Genomic DNA, 18,926 nt, shown 5'->3' with positions numbered 1-18,926 from the left:
TTTTTAGGTACCGGTACCCTCAACCTCCTAGGACCGGAAAGGTCACCTTTTTACAGACCATCATGGTCTTGATGACATTGGGCTTCATTTTTTTGGGCGTTTTTTAGGTACCGGTACCCTCAACCTCCTAGGACCGGAAAGGTCACCTTTTTACAGGCCATCATGGTCTTGATGGCGTTGGCCTTCATTTTTATGGGCATTTTTTAGGTACCGGTACCCTCAACCTCCTAGGGCCGGAAAGGTCACCTTTTTACAGGCCAGCATGGTCTTGATGACATTGAGCTTCATTTTGATGGGCACTTTGCAGGTGCCGATCCCCTTAATTCCGTAGCGCCCGGCGCGCGCCGCTAGCTTACCGGCTTCTTGCCTTTGGCGGGCAGCAGGCGGGCCGGGTTGCCGGCCACCCGGGCGCCGGCCGGCACGTCTTTGGTGACCACGGCTCCGGCGCCCACGATGGCCTCCCGCCCTATGGTGACGCCGGGCAGCAGGATGGCGCCGCCACCGATCCAGACCCTGTCCTCGATGGTGACCGGCAGCGCGGTCTCCACCCCCTGGATCCGTTCATCGGCGTCCAGCGCATGGGCGGCGGTGTAGATCTGCACGTTCGGCCCTATCATCACCTCGGCGCCGATGCGAATGGGGGCATTGTCCAGCAGGGTGGCCCCCATGTTGATGTAGCTGCGCTCGCCAAGATGGATGTGGCGGCCATAGGTGCAGTAGAGGGGCGGGCAGATAAAGGCGCCCTGGGCCAGCTCACCGACGATCTGCTGCAACAGCGCCAGCTGTTCATCCTCCTCGTCGCTGCGATTGAAGCGGCGGTACAGGCGGGCCGTCTCCCGGCGCAGCAGATCCAGTTCCGGTGCCATGCAGTTGTAAGGCTGGCTGGCGATCATCTTGTCGTACTCGGTCATGGGGGCTCCTGTGGCTTGTCTTTGTGGCGCCTGGGTTACACATGCTAGCGGCCCGGTCGCCGGATAACCGTGATCAGCGGCCCGCTACGGGCAGCACCAGATTGGTCGGCCTGCCCTCGGCAAAGGCAATCAGGTTGTCAAAGGCGGCCTGAAAGTAGAGTTGGTAGCTGTTGCGCTCCACATAGCCAAGATGAGGCGTCGCCAGCACATTGGGCAGGCGCAGCAAAGGCTCGCTCTGCACCGTGGCGGGCTCTGCGTCGAACACGTCGAGGGCTGCGCGCCGGGTCGGGTTGGCGGCGAGTTCGGCATAGAGGGCGCCGGGCTCGACAAGCTCAGCCCGACTGACGTTGACCAGCAGGGAGTCGGCCTTCATCCGCGCGAGATCGGCGCGGGTCACGCAGCCACGGGTGGCCTCGTTCAGGCGCAGATGCAAAGAGAGGACGTCGGCCTCGCGAAAGAAGCTCTCCTTGTCACAGGCGCTGGCATGGCCATCCTGCTCGGCCTGCCGGCGGGAGCCCTCGCTGCCCCAGATCAGCACCGACATGCCGAAGGCCCGGCCGTAACCGGCCACCAGTCTGCCAATCTTGCCGTAGCCCCAGATGCCGAGCGTCAGCCCCTGCAAGGTACGCCCCAGCCCCAGTGTGCCGGACTGCTGCCACAGCCCCTGGGCGAGGGCATGGCAATAGGCCGGGAGGTGGCGGGAGGTCGCCATGATGAGGGCCCAGCAGAGCTCGGCGGGCGCCACCGGGCTGCCGATGCCTTCGGCGACGGCCACCCCGTGGCGCTGACACAGGAGGGGGTCGATATGCTGGCTGATCTTGCCGGTCTGGCTGATGAGCAGAAGGGAGGGGAGCCTGCGCAGCAAGGCTTCGTCGATGCGGGTGCGCTCGCGGATGAGCACCAGCGCCTCCACCCCTGCCAGCCTGGCGGCAAGGCGCTCGGGGTCAGGTTCGCTTCGGGTGAGAATGGTGACGTCGTGGCCCGCCAGGCGGGCAAAGCAGGGCAGATGATGCACCTGATCCTGATAGTCATCCAGTATGGCAATCCGCATAAGCACTCCGTGTCGCAGGGGGGACTGGCGGCATATCCTACCGGAAACGGGGTGAGCTGTGTGGTCAAATGAGCATGTATGGCGCTGGGTGGTGGAATCAGCGAAGAAGCGGCTGCCGCCGGCGGGCCGAAAACAGACGGGGCTCCCGTGTGGGAGCCCCGTTGGCAGCTTTGTGTCGATGACTTAGCCGAGTTTGCAGCAGCTGCCGTGGCTTGTTGCTTATCAGCCGAGTTTACGGCCGATGGGCTGGCAGCCGCCGTGGCTTATTGCTTATCAGCCGAGTTTACGGCCGATGGGTTGGCTGCCGCTGTGGTTTGTTGCTTATCAGCCGAGTTTGCGGCCGATGGGTTGGCAGCCGCCGTGGCTTGTTACTTATCAGCCGAGTTTGCGGCCGGAGAGGCGGCACCACTCTTCCTTGACGGCGGTCGGGTCCATCTCGAACCACTGGCCGTAGATGGTCTCCAGCTCCGGCGCCTGGCTTTCCAGCACGCCGGACAGGGCCATCAGGCTGCCCGCCTTGCCGTGGCCGGCGATAAGCGGCGCCAGCTCGCGCAGCGGGCCGGCCAGGATGTTGGCGACCACCACGTCCGCTTCGACGTCTTGCGGCTGATCCGCCGGCAGGTAGAGCTCGATCTGATCGGCGACGCCATTGCGCATCGCGTTGTCACGGCTGGCCTGGATGGCCTGCGGATCGATGTCGATGCCGATGACCCGGGCGGCGCCCAGTTTCAGGGCGGCGATGCCGAGGATGCCGGAGCCGCAACCAAAGTCGACCACGGTTTTACCGGCCAGATCCAGCCCGTCCAGCCACTGCAGGCAGAGCGCCGTGGTGGGGTGGGTACCGGTACCGAAGGCCAGACCCGGGTCCAGCATGACGTTGACCGCATCCGGGTTTGGCACGTCGCGCCAGCTCGGGCAGATCCAAAGCCGCTCACCGAACTGCATGGGGTGGAAGTGATCCATCCACTCGCGCACCCAGTCCTTGTCCTCCAGCTGCTCCACCTTGTAGCCCACGTCTTCGCCGAAGATCTGCTGGAAGAAGGCGATGGTGGGCGCCGGATCGGTTTCGGCGTCGAACAGCCCCATCACTTCGGTCTCGCCCCACAGCGGGGTTTCGCCCGGCATGGGTTCATAGACGGGCACATCCTTGGCATCCATAAAGGTCACCGCCTGGGCACCACGCCCCAGCAGCATGTTGCTCACCTTGTCCGCCGTCTTGGCGGTGGCGTTGATTCGAATTTGTATCCAGGGCATGGCGTCGACTCTTCATAAATGTGAAACCGCGGGATTCTATCATCATGGGCGTGTGCTGTCGTGGTTTGCCCATGCAGTGTGGTGGAGGAGGCGGACTTTGCCGAGTTGGCACGGTTCATGTATTCCTCATTGGGTGACGGGAAGCAACCTGTTCCCGCTGAATGCTTTGCTCTAGGAAAGTTCCGTCATCTTTTTCAGCCACCTTCGGGTGGCTTTTTTTTGCCTGCGAGGCGGCAGGGGCGGCAGGCCACGGTGGCAGGGCAAAATGTAGCAAGCAAGCGGGGAGGGGGGGCGGGATTGGCACACTAGCTGCAAAGGTTCAGAGGTCCTGCATAAGGATATGTGTGTGATTGTTACCCCAACGTTCAGGTATTTAGGGCCATCCCGGCGGGATGGCCCCTTTTTTTGGCTTTTTTATGGTGAAGCTGCGTGGTGACTGTCTGTTGCCTGATGTGTGCTGTGCAGTGATGGGGCTTGTCACTGGTGAGTTCACCCCATGATGGTGCAGTTTTTACCCATAAGGGATTAGTTGCCGAACCGGCTCATGTCGATCACCAGCTTGCCCACCATGCGGCCGGCTTCCACTTCGGCATGGGCCTGAGCCAGGGTCGTCGGGGTCAGCTCGGGTACCACCTTGCTGAGGGTGCTCTTGACCACGCCCTGATCCACCAGTGCGGCGACCAGCCCCAACAGATTGTGCTGCTCGATCATGTCCGGGGTCTGGAACAGGGAGCGGGTAAACATGAACTCCTGGCTGAAGGTGACGCTCTTGCTCTTGAGCAGGGAGAGATCCCAGGGCTCGCTCGACTCGGCGATGGTGCAGATATGGCCGAACGGGCTGATGAGGTTGGCCATGGCATCCCAGTGCTGCTCGGTGGCATTGGTGCAGAAGATGGCGTCCACCTGGTTGATGCCGAGGGCGGTGAGCTCCTCCTGCAACTGGTGATGGCTCACCACCTGATGGGCCCCCATCTGCAGACACCAGGCCCGGGTTTCGGGGCGAGAAGCTGTGGCGATCACCTCCATGCCGGTGAGCTGGCGGGCCAGCTGGATGGCGATGGAGCCGACCCCGCCGGCGCCGCCGATGATCAGCAGCCGTCCGCGGCTCTCGCGGCTGAGGCGCATGCGCTCGAACAGGGTCTCCCAGGCGGTGATGGCGGTGAGCGGCAGGGCGGCCGCTTCCAGGTCGCTCAGGCTGGCGGGGGCGAGGGCGGCGATGCGCTCATCCACCAGTTGCAGGGCGCTGTTGCTGCCGGGTCGGCTGATGTCGCCGGCATACCAGACCCGGTCGCCCGCCTTGAACAGGGTCACCTCGCGGCCGACGGCGATCACCTCGCCCACGGCGTCCCAGCCCAGCACCCGCGGGCTGCTCTCGACCTTGGCCTTGGGGGCGCGCACCTTGGTGTCGACCGGGTTGATGGAGGTGGCGTTGACCCGCACCAGCAGGTCGCGCGGGCCCGGCGTCGGGTCGGCCAGATTGGCCTCGATAAAGCAGTCGGGATGATCGCTCGGCAGATAGTGGGTCAGGGCGATGGCTTTCATGGCAGTTCCTTTCAAATCGGTTGGATGGGGATTGCCAGCCACTCTAGTCTGGTTGATTATTCAGATTAAGATGGGTAATTGGTAAAGACTGTTTGAATATATGAACAATGTCGAACTGGAGCTGATGGGGCTGTTCGCCACTGTGGTGGAGCAGGGCAGTTTTACCGGCGCGGCCGAGCTGCTTGGCATGCCCAAATCTTCGGTCAGCCAGAAGATCTCGCGGCTCGAATCCCAGCTCGGGGTGCGCCTGTTGCAGCGCACCACCCGCCGGCTGAGCCTGACCCCGCAGGGAGAGGTCTATGTGGAGCAGTGCCGGGCGCTGCTGGCGCTGGCCCGCAGCGCCAATCTGGCGATGGCGCGGCTGCGCGCGGCCCCGGCCGGGCGGGTGCGGATCACCGCGCCGGAGGCGACCGGCACCCTGCTGCTCGGCCGGATCCTGGCCGAGTTTCGAGCCCTCTATCCCGAGGTGGTGCTGGAGCTGACCCTCTGCGATGAGCAGCTCGATCTGGTGGGGGAGGGTTACGATCTGGCGCTGCGGGCGGCGCCGCTGAAAGACTCCTGCCTGATCTGCCGGCGCATCGGTCAGGTGCCGCGGTACTTGGTGGCGGCACCCGCCTATCTGGCGGCCCACGGCATGCCGCAACAGCTGAGCGAGCTGGGTCGATACGCCTGCCTGGTGCACACGTCGTTGCCGGTGTGGCCGCTGCAGGAGGGGGGCTGGCGGCCGCAGGGGGCCTGCATCAGCAACAGCCTGCTGGCGCTGCGGGAGCTGGCCATCAATGAAGGGGGAATTGCCCTGTTGCCCCATCACGTCTGCGAAGGGGATCTGGCGAGTGGCCGCTTGCAGAGGGTGTTGCCCGAGCTCACCGTGCCGCCCAACCCCTTCTATCTCATCTACCCGAGCCGGGAGCACCTGGCGCCCGCCCTGCGCAGCCTGATGGATTTTGTGGCCGAGCGGTTGCCGTTTGCCTGAGGTTACCAGCCGCTCTGGCCGGCGGACTCCTGATTGGGCTTGAGGCCGAGTGGCACCGACTGGCGCTCCGCCAGCATGCGGATCTGCCCTTCAATGAGGCTGGCGTTGGGGCCCAGCACCAGCACCAGCTGATGGTCGTTGAGCTGGATCCAGGAGAGGCAGCCCAGCCCCAGCAGGCGGGATTGATCCACCAGCGAGATGTCGCGCACCCGCAGGCTGAGGCGGGTGAGACAGACGCTCATCGCCTGCAGGTTGTCCATGCCGCCCAGCACCTTGAGGTACTGGATCGCCAACATCTGGGGATCGGAGGGGGCGACGCTGGCCAGGCGCGGGTGTTCCGGGGCGATGGGCTTGCTCGGCAGGCTGAGGGGCGTGCGCTCCAACAGCTGGTAGAACAGCAAGGTGTAGGCGACGAAGAACAGGATGCCGACCGGAATGAGCCAGAAGCTGTGCTCGCCGGCGTGGTAGCTCAGCACCAGATCCAGCAGGCCGGCGGAGAAGTAACTGCCCACCTTGATGCCGAGCGCACTGCAGGTGGCGAGCGATAATCCGGTCAGCAGGGCGTGGGCCAGAAACAGCCAGGGGGCGGTGAAGGCGAACAGGAACTCGATGGGCTCGGTGATCCCCACCAGCGCCGAGGTGAGCGCCAGGGTGAGCAGCAGCCCCCCTTGCGGCAGTCGCTGCATGCGCTGGCGGTGCAGCCAGATGGCGAAACAGGCGCCAGGCAGGCCGAACATGATGATGGGGTAGAGCCCGGCCACATAGCCTTCGTGCAGCGGCTGGGCGCTGGCCAGCGCCTGCAGGTTGCTCTCTCCCAGCCCGATGAGGCTGCCCAGCACCTGGTGCAGACCGAGCGGGATCAGCAGCCGGTTCAGCACGCCGTAGCAGAAGGCGCCGAGCGGGGTGGTGAGCAGCTCGGAGGCGAGCAGGGTGATGCCCTGCTCCAGCAGCGGCCAGAGCAGCGCGAGGGGGAAGGCCAGCAGCAGGCAGGCCAGCGCCGAGGCGAGCAGGCTGGTGAAATCGCCGTTGACCAGCCGCAGCCAGTGGGGCATGGGGTGGCGCTTGAGCCAGGGGTAGACGATGGCGGTGGTCAATCCCGCCAGCAGGCCGCAGATCATGTCGCTGTGCAGGCCGGGGGCCAGGGTGCCGAGCGCCGAGCTCAGCAGCAGGAAGTTGACCGCCCCGGCCAGCGCCTGGCTCCCCTCGCCCTGGCGGCTCAGCCCGAAGGCGATGGCCACCGCATAGATGAGTGGCATCTGGCTGAACAGGGCGCGACCGGTGAGGGAGAGCACCGCCAGATCCAGCACGTCCGGCTGGCCGAGCCGATAGAGCAGGGCCGCCAGCGGCAGGATGGAGACCGGCAGCAACAGGGCGTAACCGAGTCGCTGCAGGGCTTGGGTCAGGATCTGTCTGGCGTTCTGGACGGGCATAAGGGCGCACTGTTTTGTGACATGGCGCACAGTTTACCCTTAAAGCACCCATTTTGGGATAGTTTCGGAACCCTTTATTAATCCATTGCTGAACAAGGTTCGAAGAGCCGCCGCACGCTCTGGCTCGGAGCCGGGGTGAGCAGGCTGACCAGCACGAAGGCGATCAGCCCCAGCGCCAGGCTCGGCACTATGGCGTGCAGGCCGGCCAGCTTGATCCCCCACTGGCTCAAGATGCCGTAGCAGAGGATGCCGCACACCATGCTGGCCAGGGCGCCCGGGCCGTTGGCCCGTGACCAGTAGAGGCCAAGCACCAGCGGCCAGAGGAACACCGCCTGCAGGCCGCCAAAGGCGAGCAGGTTGAGCCAGATGATCATCTCGGGGGGCTGCAGCGCCGCCAGCAGCACCAGGGTACCCAGGATCAGGGTGCAGAGCAGGGAGAGGCGCGGCACCCGTACCTCCAGCTTCTCCTGGCCGGCCTTCTCCGGGCTCAGGTAGTTGAGGTAGAGATCCTTCACCAACGTGGCGGAGGCCTGGATCAGCTGGGAATCGATGGTGGACATGATGGCCGCCATGGGGGCCGCCAGGAAGACCCCGGCCAGCCAGGGGGGCAGCACTTCCATCATCAGGGAGGGCATGATTTTGTCCGGGCTGTCCATGCCGGGCAGGATGGCGCGGCCCAGCGCCCCGGCCAGGTGCATGCCGAACATCAGCAAGGCGCTGACGATGGTGCCGATCAGGATGCCGCGATGCAGCGCCTTGCTGTCGCGATAGCCAAAGCAGCGCAGGGCCGAGTGGGGCAGCCCCACCACCCCGACGCAGACCAGCACCCAGAAGCTCAGCATGAAGGGCTGGGTCAGCATGTCGCCGGCCCCCTGCGGGCTCACCAGCTTGGGATCGATCGCCTTGAGCTGGTGGATAAGGTTGGGCAAACCATCCCCCGCGATCAGGATCCCCGCCAGCAGGGCGCCGGTGCCGATCAGCATGATGATCCCCTGCAGCGCATCGGTCATCACCACGGCGCGAAAGCCGCCGATCACCGTGTAGAGCAGCACGCAGCCGGCAAACAGGAACAGCCCCTGCTGATAAGAGAGGCCGGTGGCGGTCTCCAGCAGGCGGGCGCCGCCGATGAACTGCACCACCATGGTGGCGATGAAGGCGAGGATGATGGTGACCGAGCCCAGCACCACCACGGCCCTGCTCTGGTAGCGGGCCCACAGCATGTCGTTGATGGTCACCGCATTGACCCGGCGGGCGATGATGGCGAACTTCTTGCCAAGCACCCCCAGGGTGAGCCAGACGGTGGGCAGCTGGATCATCGCCAGCAGCACCCAGCCAAGGCCAATCTTGTAGGCGGCACCCGGCCCGCCGATAAAGGAGGAGGCCGAGGTGTAAGTGGCCACCAGGGTCATGGCCAGCACCAGGCCGCCCATGCTGCGGTTGCCGATGAAGTACTCCTGCACGAAGTCACCGCCCACCCGGTGGCGGCTGGCCCAGAAACCGACCCCCAGCACCAGCACCAGATAGATGCACAGCGGCAGCAGCAGCTCAAGATTCATGGGGAGGCTCCTTGTCATCGAGGGGCTGGGAGTCGAGGGGGATATCTACGAACAGGCGATCCACCATCAGGCCGCACAGCACGATGAACAGCAGCGGCATCAGAATGCAGCTGAGCAGGAACCAGAGCGGCATATCCCAGAATTCGATCTCTTCGGGGATGAAATAGGCCGTGCCATACCAGGCAAGGAAGTAGAGCAGGGTCAGCAGCAGGCAGAGTGCTGCTTCCCGACGAGCGAGCGCAAAACGGTTCACCTTGGCCTCCGACAATTTCGAGGGGCGCAAGGATAACAAAAAAGGGCCATGTCGCCATGGCCCTTTTTTAGCAGAAGATCTGCGGACGCGAGTCTTACAGACCCAGCTTCTTGTGCAGGTAGTGGATATTGGTACCACCGTGCTGGAAGTTTTCGTCCTTCATGATCTCTTTTTGCAGGGAGACGTTGGTCTTGATCCCTTCCACCACCAGCTCGTCCAGCGCCTGACGCATGCGGGCAATGGCGACGTCGCGGTTTTCACCGTAACAGATCAGCTTGCCGATCATGGAGTCGTAGTAGGGCGGCACCTTGTAGCCGGCGTAGATGTGGGAGTCCCAACGTACGCCCAGACCACCCGGCGCGTGGAAGCGCTGGATCAGGCCCGGAGACGGCATGAAGGTGGCCGGGTCTTCGGCGTTGATCCGGCACTCGATGGCGTGGCCACGGATGCGGATGTCCTGCTGGGTGATCGACAGGGGCTGGCCGGCGGCGATGCGCAGCTGCTCCTTGATGAGGTCGACGCCGGTGACCATCTCGGTAACCGGGTGCTCTACCTGGATACGGGTGTTCATCTCGATGAAATAGAACTCGCCGTTTTCGTACAGGAACTCGAAAGTACCCGCACCGCGGTAGCCGATCTCGATACAGGCGCGCACGCAGCGCTCACCGATGAACTTGCGCATCTCGGCGGTGATGCCCGGCGCCGGTGCCTCTTCGACCACCTTCTGGTGGCGACGCTGCATGGAGCAGTCGCGCTCGCCCAGATAGAGGGCGTTGCCCTGGCCGTCTGCCAGCACCTGGATCTCGATGTGGCGCGGGTTCTCCAGGTACTTCTCCATGTAGACCATGTCGTTCTTGAAGAACTGGCCTGCTTCGGACTTGGTCAGCGCGATGGCGGCAGCCAGCTCGGCTTCGCTGCGCACCACGCGCATGCCGCGACCACCACCGCCACCGGCGGCCTTGATGATCACCGGGTAGCCGATGCGCTTGGCAATGGCGGCGTTGTGCTTGGCATCGCTGTCAACCGGACCGTCGGAGCCCGGTACGCAGGGTACGCCCGCCTTCTTCATCGCCTCGATGGCGGAGACCTTGTCACCCATCAGGCGAATGGTCTCGGCGCGCGGGCCGATGAAGACGAAGCCGGATTTCTCGACCACTTCGGCAAAGTCGGCGTTCTCGGAGAGGAAGCCGTAGCCGGGGTGAATGGCAACGGCACCGGTCACCTCGGCGGCGGCGATGATGGCCGGCACGTTGAGGTAGGAGTCGGTACTGGCCGGTTTGCCGATACAGATGGTTTCGTCGGCCAGCAGCACATGCTTGAGCTCCCGGTCGGCGGTGGAGTGAACGGCCACTGTCTTGATCCCGAGCTCTTTGCAGGCGCGCAGGATCCGCAGGGCAATTTCACCGCGGTTGGCGATGACTACTTTGTCCAACATGGGTGGCGATTTCCCTTATTCGATGATGAACAGCGGCTCGTCGAATTCGACGGCCTGACCATTTTCAACCAGGATCGCTTTGATCACGCCGGCCTTGTCGGATTCGATTTGGTTCATCATTTTCATGGCTTCGACGATGCACAGGGTATCGCCGACATTGACGTGCTGGCCCACTTCCACGAACGGCTTGGCTTCCGGGCTGGAAGAGCGGTAGAAGGAACCGACCATGGGGGAGCGCATCAGGTGACCGGCCGGGGTGGCGTCGGCAGCCGGTGCGGCGGCGGCCGGGGCTGCGGCGACAGGAGCGGCTACCGGAGCAGCAACCTGCGGCATGATCATCTGCGGAGCAGCGGTCACCTGACCGGAGAAGTTGCGGCTGATGCGAACGGACTCTTCACCTTCGGAGATCTCCAGTTCGGCGATGCCGGACTCTTCAACCAGTTCAATCAGCTTCTTGATTTTGCGGATATCCATTAGCATTCTCTTTCTTCTTTATCTGATCAGTGATTATCAAGCCGCGCGCAACTGGTGCACGGCCGCGGTTAAAGCGAATTGGTAGCCATCGGCCCCCAGCCCACAAATGACCCCCTTGGCGACATCAGACAGATAGGAGTGATGACGGAAGGGTTCCCTGGCGTGGACGTTGGACAGGTGAACCTCGATAAAGGGGATGGCCACACCCAGCAGCGCATCGCGGATGGCGACGCTGGTGTGGGTGAAGGCGGCCGGATTGATGATGATGAAGTCCACCTGACCCATGGCCTGGTGGATGCGGCCGACCAGCTCATGTTCGGCGTTGGATTGCAGGTGTTCCAGTGTGACCCCGAGTTCGCCGGCACTTAGCGTCAGATCGGCGACGATCTCATCGAGCGTCTTGCTGCCGTAGATGCCCGGTTCCCGTTTGCCCAGCAGGTTCAGGTTCGGCCCGTTGAGCAGGAGAATTCGGTGTTTTTGCGACATATTGAGTACATCCTCGATGATAATGCTGCTATCTGTCAGCTATCTTGTGGACTACCAGAAATCTAGCCATTTTCTGCTCAAATCGGTGTGCACTGGCACACAGATTTCGCAATTATATTGATTTCGTGAAAATTAGCAGCATTTTACTGGTCTAATCTCTACATCTGTCTGTTTTTTGCTCTATCTGGTCGGCTGTCAAAACACTCACTAGCAGGAATGACAAAGCCGGCACAGGGCCGGCTTTGGAGGCAAAAGGCAGGCGGGATCAGGCGGCTTCGGACTTCTCGCGAATGAGTTTGTCCACTACGCCCGGATCCGCCAGGGTGGAGATATCCCCCAGGCTGTCGGTCTCGCCGGTGGCGATCTTGCGCAGAATGCGCCGCATGATCTTGCCGGAACGGGTCTTGGGCAGCCCCTCGGCCCAGTGGATCACGTCCGGGGTGGCGATGGCGCCGATCTCCTTGCGGACCCACTCCTTCACCTCCTTGTGCAGCTCCCGGCTCGGCTCTTCGCCGGCGATCAGGGTGACATAGGCGTAGATGCCCTGGCCCTTGATCTCGTGCGGTACCCCCACCACAGCCGCTTCGGCGATCTTGGGATGAGCCACCAGCGCGGATTCGATCTCGGCGGTGCCCATGCGGTGGCCGGAGACGTTCAGTACATCATCCACCCGGCCGGTGATCCAGTAGTAGCCATCCTCGTCGCGACGGGCACCGTCGCCGGTGAAGTAGCGGCCGGGGAAAGTGGAGAAGTAGGTCTGCTCGAAGCGCTCGTGATCGCCGAATACGGTGCGCATCTGGCCCGGCCAGGAGTCGGTGATCACCAGGTTGCCCTCGGTGGCCCCCTCCAGCGGCTCGCCCATGTTGTCCACCAGCGCCGGCTGCACGCCGAAGAAGGGGCGGGTGGCCGAGCCTGGCTTGAGATCGGTGACGCCGGGCAGCGGGCTGATGAGGATGCCGCCGGTCTCGGTCTGCCACCAGGTGTCGACGATGGGGCAACGCTCGTCGCCTATGGTGCGGTAGTACCACTCCCAGGCTTCCGGGTTGATGGGCTCGCCCACCGAACCCATGATGCGCAGGCTCGAACGGGAGGTACCCTCAACGGCCTCGTTGCCCTTGGCCATCAGCGCGCGGATGGCGGTGGGGGCGGTATAGAGGATGGTGACCTGGTGCTTGTCCACCACCTGGCTCATGCGGTTGGTCGCCGGGTAGTTGGGCACCCCTTCGAACATGATGGTGGTGGCGCCGTTGGCGAGCGGCCCGTAGACCAGGTAGGAGTGGCCGGTGACCCAGCCCACGTCGGCGGTACACCAGTAGATGTCCTCCTCGTGGTAGTCGAAGATGTACTTGAAGGTGAGGGTGGCATAGACCAGGTAGCCGCCGGTGGTGTGCAGCACCCCTTTGGGCTTGCCGGTGGAGCCGGAGGTGTAGAGGATGAACAGCGGGTCTTCGGCCCCCATCGCCTCCGGCGGGCAGTCGCTGCTGACGGCAGCCGTTGCCTCATGCCACCACAGATCGCGGTGGTTGTGCCAGGCGATGTTGCCGCCGGTACGTTTGAGCACGATCACCTTGCTGACCTTGGTCTCCGGGTTGGTGAGCGCTTCATCCACGTTCTTCTTGAGCGGCACCGGGCGGCCACCGCGCAGCCCCTCATCGGCGGTGACGACGATGGTGGAGCCGGAGTCGATGATGCGACCGGCCAGGGCTTCTGGCGAGAAACCGCCGAAGACGATGCTGTGCACGGCGCCGATGCGGGTACAGGCCAGCATGGCGATGGCCGCTTCCGGCACCATGGGCATGTAGAGGCAGACCACGTCGCCGCGATGCACCCCTTGTGCCTTCAAGACATTGGCAAACTTGCACACCTCGGTGTGCAGCTCGCGATAGGTGAGCTTGCGATCCTCGGCCGGGTTGTCCCCTTCCCAGATGATGGCGACCTTGTCGCCGCGCTCGCTCAGATGGCGATCCAGGCAGTTGGCAGAGACGTTGAGCAAGCCGTCTTCATACCACTTGATGGAGACGTGGCCCGGATCGTAGGAGGTGTTCTTGACCCGGGTATAGGGCTTCATCCAGTCGAGGATCTTGCCCTGCTCGCCCCAGAAGGCATCCGGGTTCTGCACCGAGGCCTGGTACATGGCCTCATACCCCGCCTTGTCCAGCAGGGCGCCCTGGCTGATGTGGGCTTTGACCGGGTAGACCTTGCTCTCGCTCATGTGTCACTCCTTTGAATACATTTTTGTAATGATTGGATAACAACTTATACCTTTGGCGGGGGAGGGCAATTAGACTTTTGGATAGATGGCAACATCCGCTTACAGTCGCGTCGATGACAATTCATCGCCGATTGGGTAAAACGTCGCTTTTACCGATGGAGACAGCCCCCGTGTTGACCCTGCTTCTTTGCTCCTCCCTCTGGCAGTTCGAGGCCCCGAAGGCCACCGATGAGGCCGCATTGGCCGCCCCCCATGCCAACGGTCTTGAACTGACACCGACACAGCCCGATTCACCCTCACTGCGGGATCACATCAGCGGCCAGCTGAGCGAGGCCTGGCTGGCGCGCAAGCCACCGGTGTCCGTCACCCTCGGGGAGAAAAAGTCCTCCTATCCGCAGGACTCCTTGCTGGAAGAGTCACGCCGGCAGCAGGACGAAGGGTGGGACGCCAGGCTGACCTTCAACGATTGAGTTGGCAGCGGCTGTCACCCCCCTGGTGCGGGGCTCAGCACCAGTGATTCCTGCCCGATGCCAGCTGCGCCGCCAGATGGGGCTCGGCCAGCGGATGGCTGAACAGATAGCCCTGCCCCTCCTGACAGTGGAGGGATTGCAAAAACTGGCGCTGGGCCTGGGTCTCTATCCCTTCGGCGGTCACCACCATGCCCAGGCTGTCGGCCAGGTTGACGATGGTGCGGCACAGCTCCCGGCTGTGCTTGTCATCGGGCAGCGCCTGCACGAAGGTCTTGTCTATCTTGATCCGATCGATAGGCAGGCTTTTCAGCAGGCTCAGGGATGAGAAGCCGGTGCCAAAGTCGTCGATGGCGATCTGCACCCCCAGCTCCTTCAGCCGCTTGAACAGCTGCAGACTCTGGTCGACCCGCTGGATGATGCTCTCGGTGACCTCTATCTCCAGCCGCTGCGGCGGAAAACCGGTCTCGGCCAGGATGGCGGCGACCCGCTCCACGTAACCTGCCGAGCGCATCTCCCGTACCGACACATTGACCGACAGTCTGGGCACCGCCAACCCTGCGGCCAGCCAGGCTTGTCCCTGCTGGCAGGCGGTACGCATCACCCACTCCCCGATCTGCTCGATGAGACCGCACTCCTCGGCCACCGGAATGAAGCGGGTTGGCCCTATCATGCCCTCGCTGGGGTGTTGCCAGCGCAGCAGGGCTTCCAGCCCGCTCAGCTGGTTGCTGGCCAGATCCGTCATGGGTTGATAGAGGATGCAGAGCTGCTGCTGCTCGATGGCCTGGAACAGCCCCTGCTCCATGCTCAGTCGCTCCCGGGTCTGCTCCGTCATGTCCGGGGTATAGAAGAGGTAACCGTTGCGGCCCTGGTTCTTCGCCTCGTACATGGCGCTGTCGGCGGCACTGACCAGGGTGTCCGGGGTGGTGGCGTGTTCCGGATAGAGGGCGATGCCGATGCTGGCGGAGACGGCCACCCGCTCGTGATCCAGCTCGACCGGCTCGCGCAGGCGGGCCAGCAGCTGCTCGGCGAGCCTGGCCAGCTCCTCCGGCTGTTCGAAGTAGGGGATCAGCACCAGAAACTCGTCGCCCCCCAGCCGGGCCGCCACGTCGTTGTGGTGCAGGAGCCGGCGAATGCGCTCGGCCAGCAGCTTGAGCAGCTCGTCCCCGGCCCGGTGGCCCAGGGTGTCGTTGATCAGCTTGAAGCCGTCCAGATCGATGAACAGCAAGGCGAGCTGCTGCCGGTTGAGGTGGGCGGTCTTGATCTCCAGCTCAAGCCGCTCCTGCAGCAGGTTGCGGTTGCCGAGCTCGGTCAGGGGATCGTGATAGGCGAGGTGGTTGAGTTGTGCCTCGGCCTTGCGAATGGCGCTGATGTCGGAGAAGGCGATGACATAGTTGGTGGTGTTGTGGCGGCTGTCGTGGACGGCGCTGACATGCTGCCAGGAGGTGAAGTAGCCGCCATCCTTGCGCAGGCACATCATCTCGCCATGCCAGGCGTGGCTGCCGGGCAGCAGGGTGTGCCAGGGGTAGTCGATGTCGGTGTGGCGGCGCGGGTGCATGATGGCTTCCGGTGACTTGCCGACGACCTCGTCCTCCTCGTACTGGGTCATGCTGCAGAAGGCCGGGTTGACCGAGATGATCTGGCGCTGGCCATCCATGATGATGATGCCTTCGGCAGCGGTTTCGAACACCACGTTGGCCTGGCGCAGCTTGTCTTCCTGGGTGCAGCGATCGGTGGCGTCGTGGATCACTCCGGTGATGCGTCGCCCCAGATGTTCGCTGGCTGCCACGTGATCGGCATGGATGTCGACCCAGCCTCGCTGCTGATCGGGCCCCAGGTAACCGAGGGTGAGATGAATGGGGGCCGTGCCCTTGAGCGCCGCCCTGAGCTGCTCGCCAGAGAGGGGGTCGAAACGCTTGATGAACTGCTCCATTCCCCCCTGAAACTCGCTGGCGGCGGTGCCGAGCAGCTGCTCGACCCGGCCGTCAAACTGCAATCTGTCCTCCTTGACGTGCCACTCCCACACCCCGATCCGGCCGGCATTCATGGCCAGTTGCAGCCGCCGCTGCGACTCGACCTGTTCGGTCACGTCGCGCACTATGGTGAGAATGCCGTCGGGCAGGCCCTGTTCGTCGAGCATGGGGCTGTAGATCGCCTGCCAGTGGCGTTGCTGGCCCTGATGGGCCGCGGTATGGCCGCTCAGGTTCAGTTCGACCCGGGGGACGCCGCTGCTGATGATCTGCTGGAACAGGGGCTCCAGCACGGGGGCCAGGGCCGGGACGATTTCCCGCAGGGTGTGGCCATAGTGCTCCTCCCGGGAGAGGCCGTTGAGGTCGGCCAGGGTCTGGTTGACGCTGCGGCAGCGGAAGTGGCGATCGAAGATGCCTATGCCAAACGGGGCCAGTTCGAACAGCTGCTGCAGCTCGTTCACGCTCAACTGCCCCGCCTGCGGCGGATCGGGCATGGCGTCGAAAAGCTCTTTCCCCATCACGGGACTCCGAAATTGACTGTTTTGTCATTTGAGGTGTTGTCAGTATGGCATGAAGCCTACTGGAGGGAAGAGGTGGGGGCTCATTTGCCCCCAGTTTTGTTATTTTCCGAAGTGGTAGCTCAGGGTGAGGTTGATCACCGGTTGCCAGTCATGCTCCTTGATGAGCCACTGCTTGGCGCCGAACTCGGTGCCAAGGCGCCATTGCTGCCAGCACCAGCCGCGCTCCAGCGTAAGCCCCCAGTCCCGCAAGCCTTCGTTCGCCCCATAGGCGGCCATGTGGGCCTGACTGCCGCGGGTCAGCCAGAGATTGAGGGAGAGCCCGGCGGGCAGCGGCAGGCTGTGCTCCATGTACCAGAGCTGGCCATAGCGCCCGCTGACGTCATAGAGCTGGCCCAGGGTGAGCTGGTGATCGTTATCCAGTTGCCAGCCCAGGCGCCAGAGTGCGCTGAAGCGGGTGCGGTCGATCACCTCCATCGGGCTGACGCCGAGGGCGATAAAACTCTTGTCGTAGAGCGGCAGCGCCACCCCGGCGCTCTGGCCGTCGGCGAAGATGAGGCCGACCTGGGTCTCCCGCTCGTAGCCGACCCAGAACTGGGTGCTGTCGCTGCTGCCGCTGCCCGCCTGCTTGCTGTCCAGCTGCCACTGACCGCCGATGGCCAGCTCCTTGGCGCAGACCGGCAGCGCCAGGAGCAGCAGCACCAGCCAGTGCTTATTTGTTGCCATAGAGCCGCACCCAGTCCCGATCCTGATGCATGCCCATCAGGTGGCAGATGATGCCGGAACGCTGGAAGGCGTAGATGAGCAGCACGCTGGTGGCGCTGAGCGCCATGATGAGGCCGAAATTGTTGGGCAGGATGGTGCCCTGGCGGGCGGTCCACCACAGCAGAAGCGGGCCCCACAGGTGCACGAAGATGCTCTTGTGGAAGATGAAGACGGTCAGCGAGTACATGCCGATCCAGTTGAGGGGGCGCCAGCAGAGGCGAATGTTGCGTTGATGCAGCCAGAGCACGGCCCCGATCACCAGAAACTCCATTCCCCAGATGCCGGCGCGGCCGACCATGTCCATCGCCAGTTCGTGTTCGTTGGCGTAGATGTCGCTGAGCTCGACCGTGCTGGTCTCGCCGAACATGAGATAGCAGGCCAGCGCCACCAGCGAGAGCGTCAGCACCAGCGTGTTGAGGCGGTCCCGCCATTGGGGCCGCTGATGCCAGCACCAGCCGTAGAGGAAGCCGAAGCAGCCGCTGGCCATGAAGAGGTCGAGGCGGGCATCCAGCTCGTAGTCGGGGTGCACGTGCAGCTTCATCCAACCATCGAGGTGACCGAGCAGATCCTGCACGCCGAGCTGATCCAGCAGCAGGCTGAGCAGGGTCAGCAGCAACATGCCGCGGATGCCGAACCAGGCGTAGACCAGCGAGAAGAGCGCCAGCAGGCACATCCACAGCATCACCGGATAGAAAGAGATCGCCTCGCCGAAGTTGGGGGCGATGACCAGTCCTTCCACATAGAGCACCAGTATGATGCTGGCGAACAGCACCAGTTTGCCGCCCAGCTGCGGTCTGAAGCTGGCCTGATCACGGCGACTGAGGTTGAAGGCGGCCAGTGCCAGGTAGATCTGGCTGACCCAGGGGATGAGCCAGGCCGACACCTGGGCCGTCAGATGATCCATGGGCAGCAGCTGACCGGCCATCGCCTTGTGGGAGAGGTAGAAGCTGTTCCACAGGGCGTGCTCCCGATTGAAGAAGTCGATGTACCAGTAGTTGAGGTAGCCGGTGTAGTGCTCGAAGACGGCCATGAAGATGACGAGCCCTCGCAGCAGATCGAGGCCCGTGATGCGCGCATCCTGTGGAGGCATGCTGATGCTCCTGTATCGGTCGGAAAAGGAGCGGCACTATAGCGGTTGTCGTGAAACTGAACGGGAGCTGAATGTAAGCGAATGTTACCCGCAATTACCCCGCTGACCTTGCCACAAGGGCAACCGGGGGGATCGGGCTGTCATGATTTGTAATAGTTTTGGCGCTTTTTCAGCCTTTCTGGCGGCCAAACGCCTGGATGCCGCGCACCAGGACCAGCCAGCCGACCACGTGAAACGGCAGCGCCATGGCGTAGAGCAGCAGCCAGTGGGCCTCGCTGCCACTGCTGTGAATGAAGTCGATCCAGGCGGCCAGCAGGGCCAGCATGCCCGCTATCTGGAAGCGGCGGCGCAGCACCACCTCGACGCCGAGGTTGGCAAGGTAAAGGGTCAGCAGGATGCCGGCGAAGCCGGTGAGCTGGGCGGTGCCGTAGAGTTCCCGGTCCGGATTGAACAGCAGGGCGACGAGGGGAGTAATGCCCTGATCCTGCGGGATCAGGGCCAGCAGCCAGCATGCTATCAGGAGCAGGGCTGTCTTCATC

General features: G+C 63.5%; 17 protein-coding genes. 2 read left to right on the top strand and 15 right to left on the bottom strand.

Going from position 1 to position 18,926, the window contains the following annotated elements; genetic code table 11:
• Positions 1 to 347 precede the first annotated feature (347 nt).
• The 4 genes from AB5Y98_RS06950 to AB5Y98_RS06935 all read right to left on the bottom strand — a co-directional run bounded on the left by AB5Y98_RS06950 (position 348) and on the right by AB5Y98_RS06935 (position 4,758).
• Complete coding sequence (locus AB5Y98_RS06950; protein ID WP_368231588.1) at positions 348 to 911, bottom strand: sugar O-acetyltransferase; 564 nt, start codon at positions 909 to 911, stop codon at positions 348 to 350.
• A gap of 73 nt (positions 912 to 984) precedes the next feature.
• On the bottom strand, positions 985 to 1,962 hold the full coding sequence (locus AB5Y98_RS06945) for a D-2-hydroxyacid dehydrogenase family protein (RefSeq protein ID WP_368231587.1): 978 nt from the start codon (positions 1,960 to 1,962) through the stop codon (positions 985 to 987).
• Positions 1,963 to 2,337: 375 nt separating this feature from the next.
• Positions 2,338 to 3,216, bottom strand: a complete 879-nt coding sequence (gene prmA / locus AB5Y98_RS06940) for a 50S ribosomal protein L11 methyltransferase (protein ID WP_005298012.1) — start codon at positions 3,214 to 3,216, stop codon at positions 2,338 to 2,340.
• 525 nt (positions 3,217 to 3,741) lie between these two features.
• Entirely contained in the window at positions 3,742 to 4,758 is a 1,017-nt protein-coding gene (locus tag AB5Y98_RS06935; protein WP_368231586.1) for a zinc-binding alcohol dehydrogenase family protein, read from the bottom strand.
• A gap of 100 nt (positions 4,759 to 4,858) precedes the next feature.
• On the opposite strand from AB5Y98_RS06935, the gene AB5Y98_RS06930 reads away from it, so the two are divergent.
• A complete protein-coding gene (locus tag AB5Y98_RS06930) occupies positions 4,859 to 5,731 on the top strand; it encodes a LysR family transcriptional regulator (RefSeq protein ID WP_368231585.1) in 873 nt (290 codons plus the stop codon).
• A gap of 2 nt (positions 5,732 to 5,733) precedes the next feature.
• Here AB5Y98_RS06930 and AB5Y98_RS06925 read toward each other — a convergent pair whose 3' ends face one another.
• The 7 genes from AB5Y98_RS06925 to acs form a co-directional block, all read right to left on the bottom strand.
• Positions 5,734 to 7,161, bottom strand: a complete 1,428-nt coding sequence (locus AB5Y98_RS06925) for a PTS transporter subunit EIIC (protein ID WP_005298024.1) — start codon at positions 7,159 to 7,161, stop codon at positions 5,734 to 5,736.
• 77 nt (positions 7,162 to 7,238) lie between these two features.
• Positions 7,239 to 8,717, bottom strand: coding sequence for a sodium/pantothenate symporter (gene panF, locus AB5Y98_RS06920; protein ID WP_368231584.1), 1,479 nt, complete (start codon positions 8,715 to 8,717; stop codon positions 7,239 to 7,241).
• Positions 8,707 to 8,985 carry a YhdT family protein gene (locus tag AB5Y98_RS06915; protein WP_010633080.1) on the bottom strand — a complete coding sequence of 93 codons (279 nt, stop codon included), beginning with the start codon at positions 8,983 to 8,985 and terminating at the stop codon, positions 8,707 to 8,709. The genes panF and AB5Y98_RS06915 overlap by 11 nt, the downstream gene beginning before the upstream one ends.
• A gap of 79 nt (positions 8,986 to 9,064) precedes the next feature.
• Positions 9,065 to 10,405 (bottom strand): acetyl-CoA carboxylase biotin carboxylase subunit, encoded by a 1,341-nt coding sequence (gene accC, locus AB5Y98_RS06910; protein ID WP_005298029.1) that lies wholly within the window; start codon positions 10,403 to 10,405, stop codon positions 9,065 to 9,067.
• Positions 10,406 to 10,420: 15 nt separating this feature from the next.
• Positions 10,421 to 10,879, bottom strand: a complete 459-nt coding sequence (gene accB / locus AB5Y98_RS06905) for an acetyl-CoA carboxylase biotin carboxyl carrier protein (protein ID WP_005298038.1) — start codon at positions 10,877 to 10,879, stop codon at positions 10,421 to 10,423.
• Positions 10,880 to 10,915: 36 nt separating this feature from the next.
• Positions 10,916 to 11,365, bottom strand: a complete 450-nt coding sequence (gene aroQ, locus AB5Y98_RS06900) for a type II 3-dehydroquinate dehydratase (protein WP_005298040.1) — start codon at positions 11,363 to 11,365, stop codon at positions 10,916 to 10,918.
• A gap of 265 nt (positions 11,366 to 11,630) precedes the next feature.
• Positions 11,631 to 13,577 (bottom strand): acetate--CoA ligase, encoded by a 1,947-nt coding sequence (gene acs, locus AB5Y98_RS06895; protein ID WP_005298042.1) that lies wholly within the window; start codon positions 13,575 to 13,577, stop codon positions 11,631 to 11,633.
• Positions 13,578 to 13,747: 170 nt separating this feature from the next.
• On the opposite strand from acs, the gene AB5Y98_RS06890 reads away from it, so the two are divergent.
• Entirely contained in the window at positions 13,748 to 14,047 is a 300-nt protein-coding gene (locus AB5Y98_RS06890; protein ID WP_017779921.1) for a hypothetical protein, read from the top strand.
• A gap of 34 nt (positions 14,048 to 14,081) precedes the next feature.
• On the opposite strand, the gene AB5Y98_RS06885 is transcribed toward AB5Y98_RS06890, so the two are convergent.
• The 4 genes from AB5Y98_RS06885 to AB5Y98_RS06870 all read right to left on the bottom strand — a co-directional run bounded on the left by AB5Y98_RS06885 (position 14,082) and on the right by AB5Y98_RS06870 (position 18,925).
• A complete protein-coding gene (locus tag AB5Y98_RS06885) occupies positions 14,082 to 16,532 on the bottom strand; it encodes an EAL domain-containing protein (RefSeq protein WP_368231583.1) in 2,451 nt (816 codons plus the stop codon).
• A gap of 102 nt (positions 16,533 to 16,634) precedes the next feature.
• Positions 16,635 to 17,258, bottom strand: a complete 624-nt coding sequence (locus AB5Y98_RS06880) for a hypothetical protein (protein WP_368231582.1) — start codon at positions 17,256 to 17,258, stop codon at positions 16,635 to 16,637.
• On the bottom strand, positions 17,245 to 18,387 hold the full coding sequence (locus tag AB5Y98_RS06875) for a hypothetical protein (protein WP_216988655.1): 1,143 nt from the start codon (positions 18,385 to 18,387) through the stop codon (positions 17,245 to 17,247). The genes AB5Y98_RS06880 and AB5Y98_RS06875 overlap by 14 nt, the downstream gene beginning before the upstream one ends.
• A 169-nt stretch (positions 18,388 to 18,556) precedes the next feature.
• Positions 18,557 to 18,925 carry a hypothetical protein gene (locus tag AB5Y98_RS06870; protein ID WP_005298051.1) on the bottom strand — a complete coding sequence of 123 codons (369 nt, stop codon included), beginning with the start codon at positions 18,923 to 18,925 and terminating at the stop codon, positions 18,557 to 18,559.
• Position 18,926: the final 1 nt, after the last annotated feature.

The organism is Aeromonas sp. s3, from assembly GCF_040907805.1.
Lineage (GTDB): Bacteria > Pseudomonadota > Gammaproteobacteria > Enterobacterales > Aeromonadaceae > Aeromonas > Aeromonas dhakensis.
The sequence above is the reverse complement of the archived record's forward strand: the minus strand, read 5'-3'. Positions and strand labels throughout refer to the sequence as shown.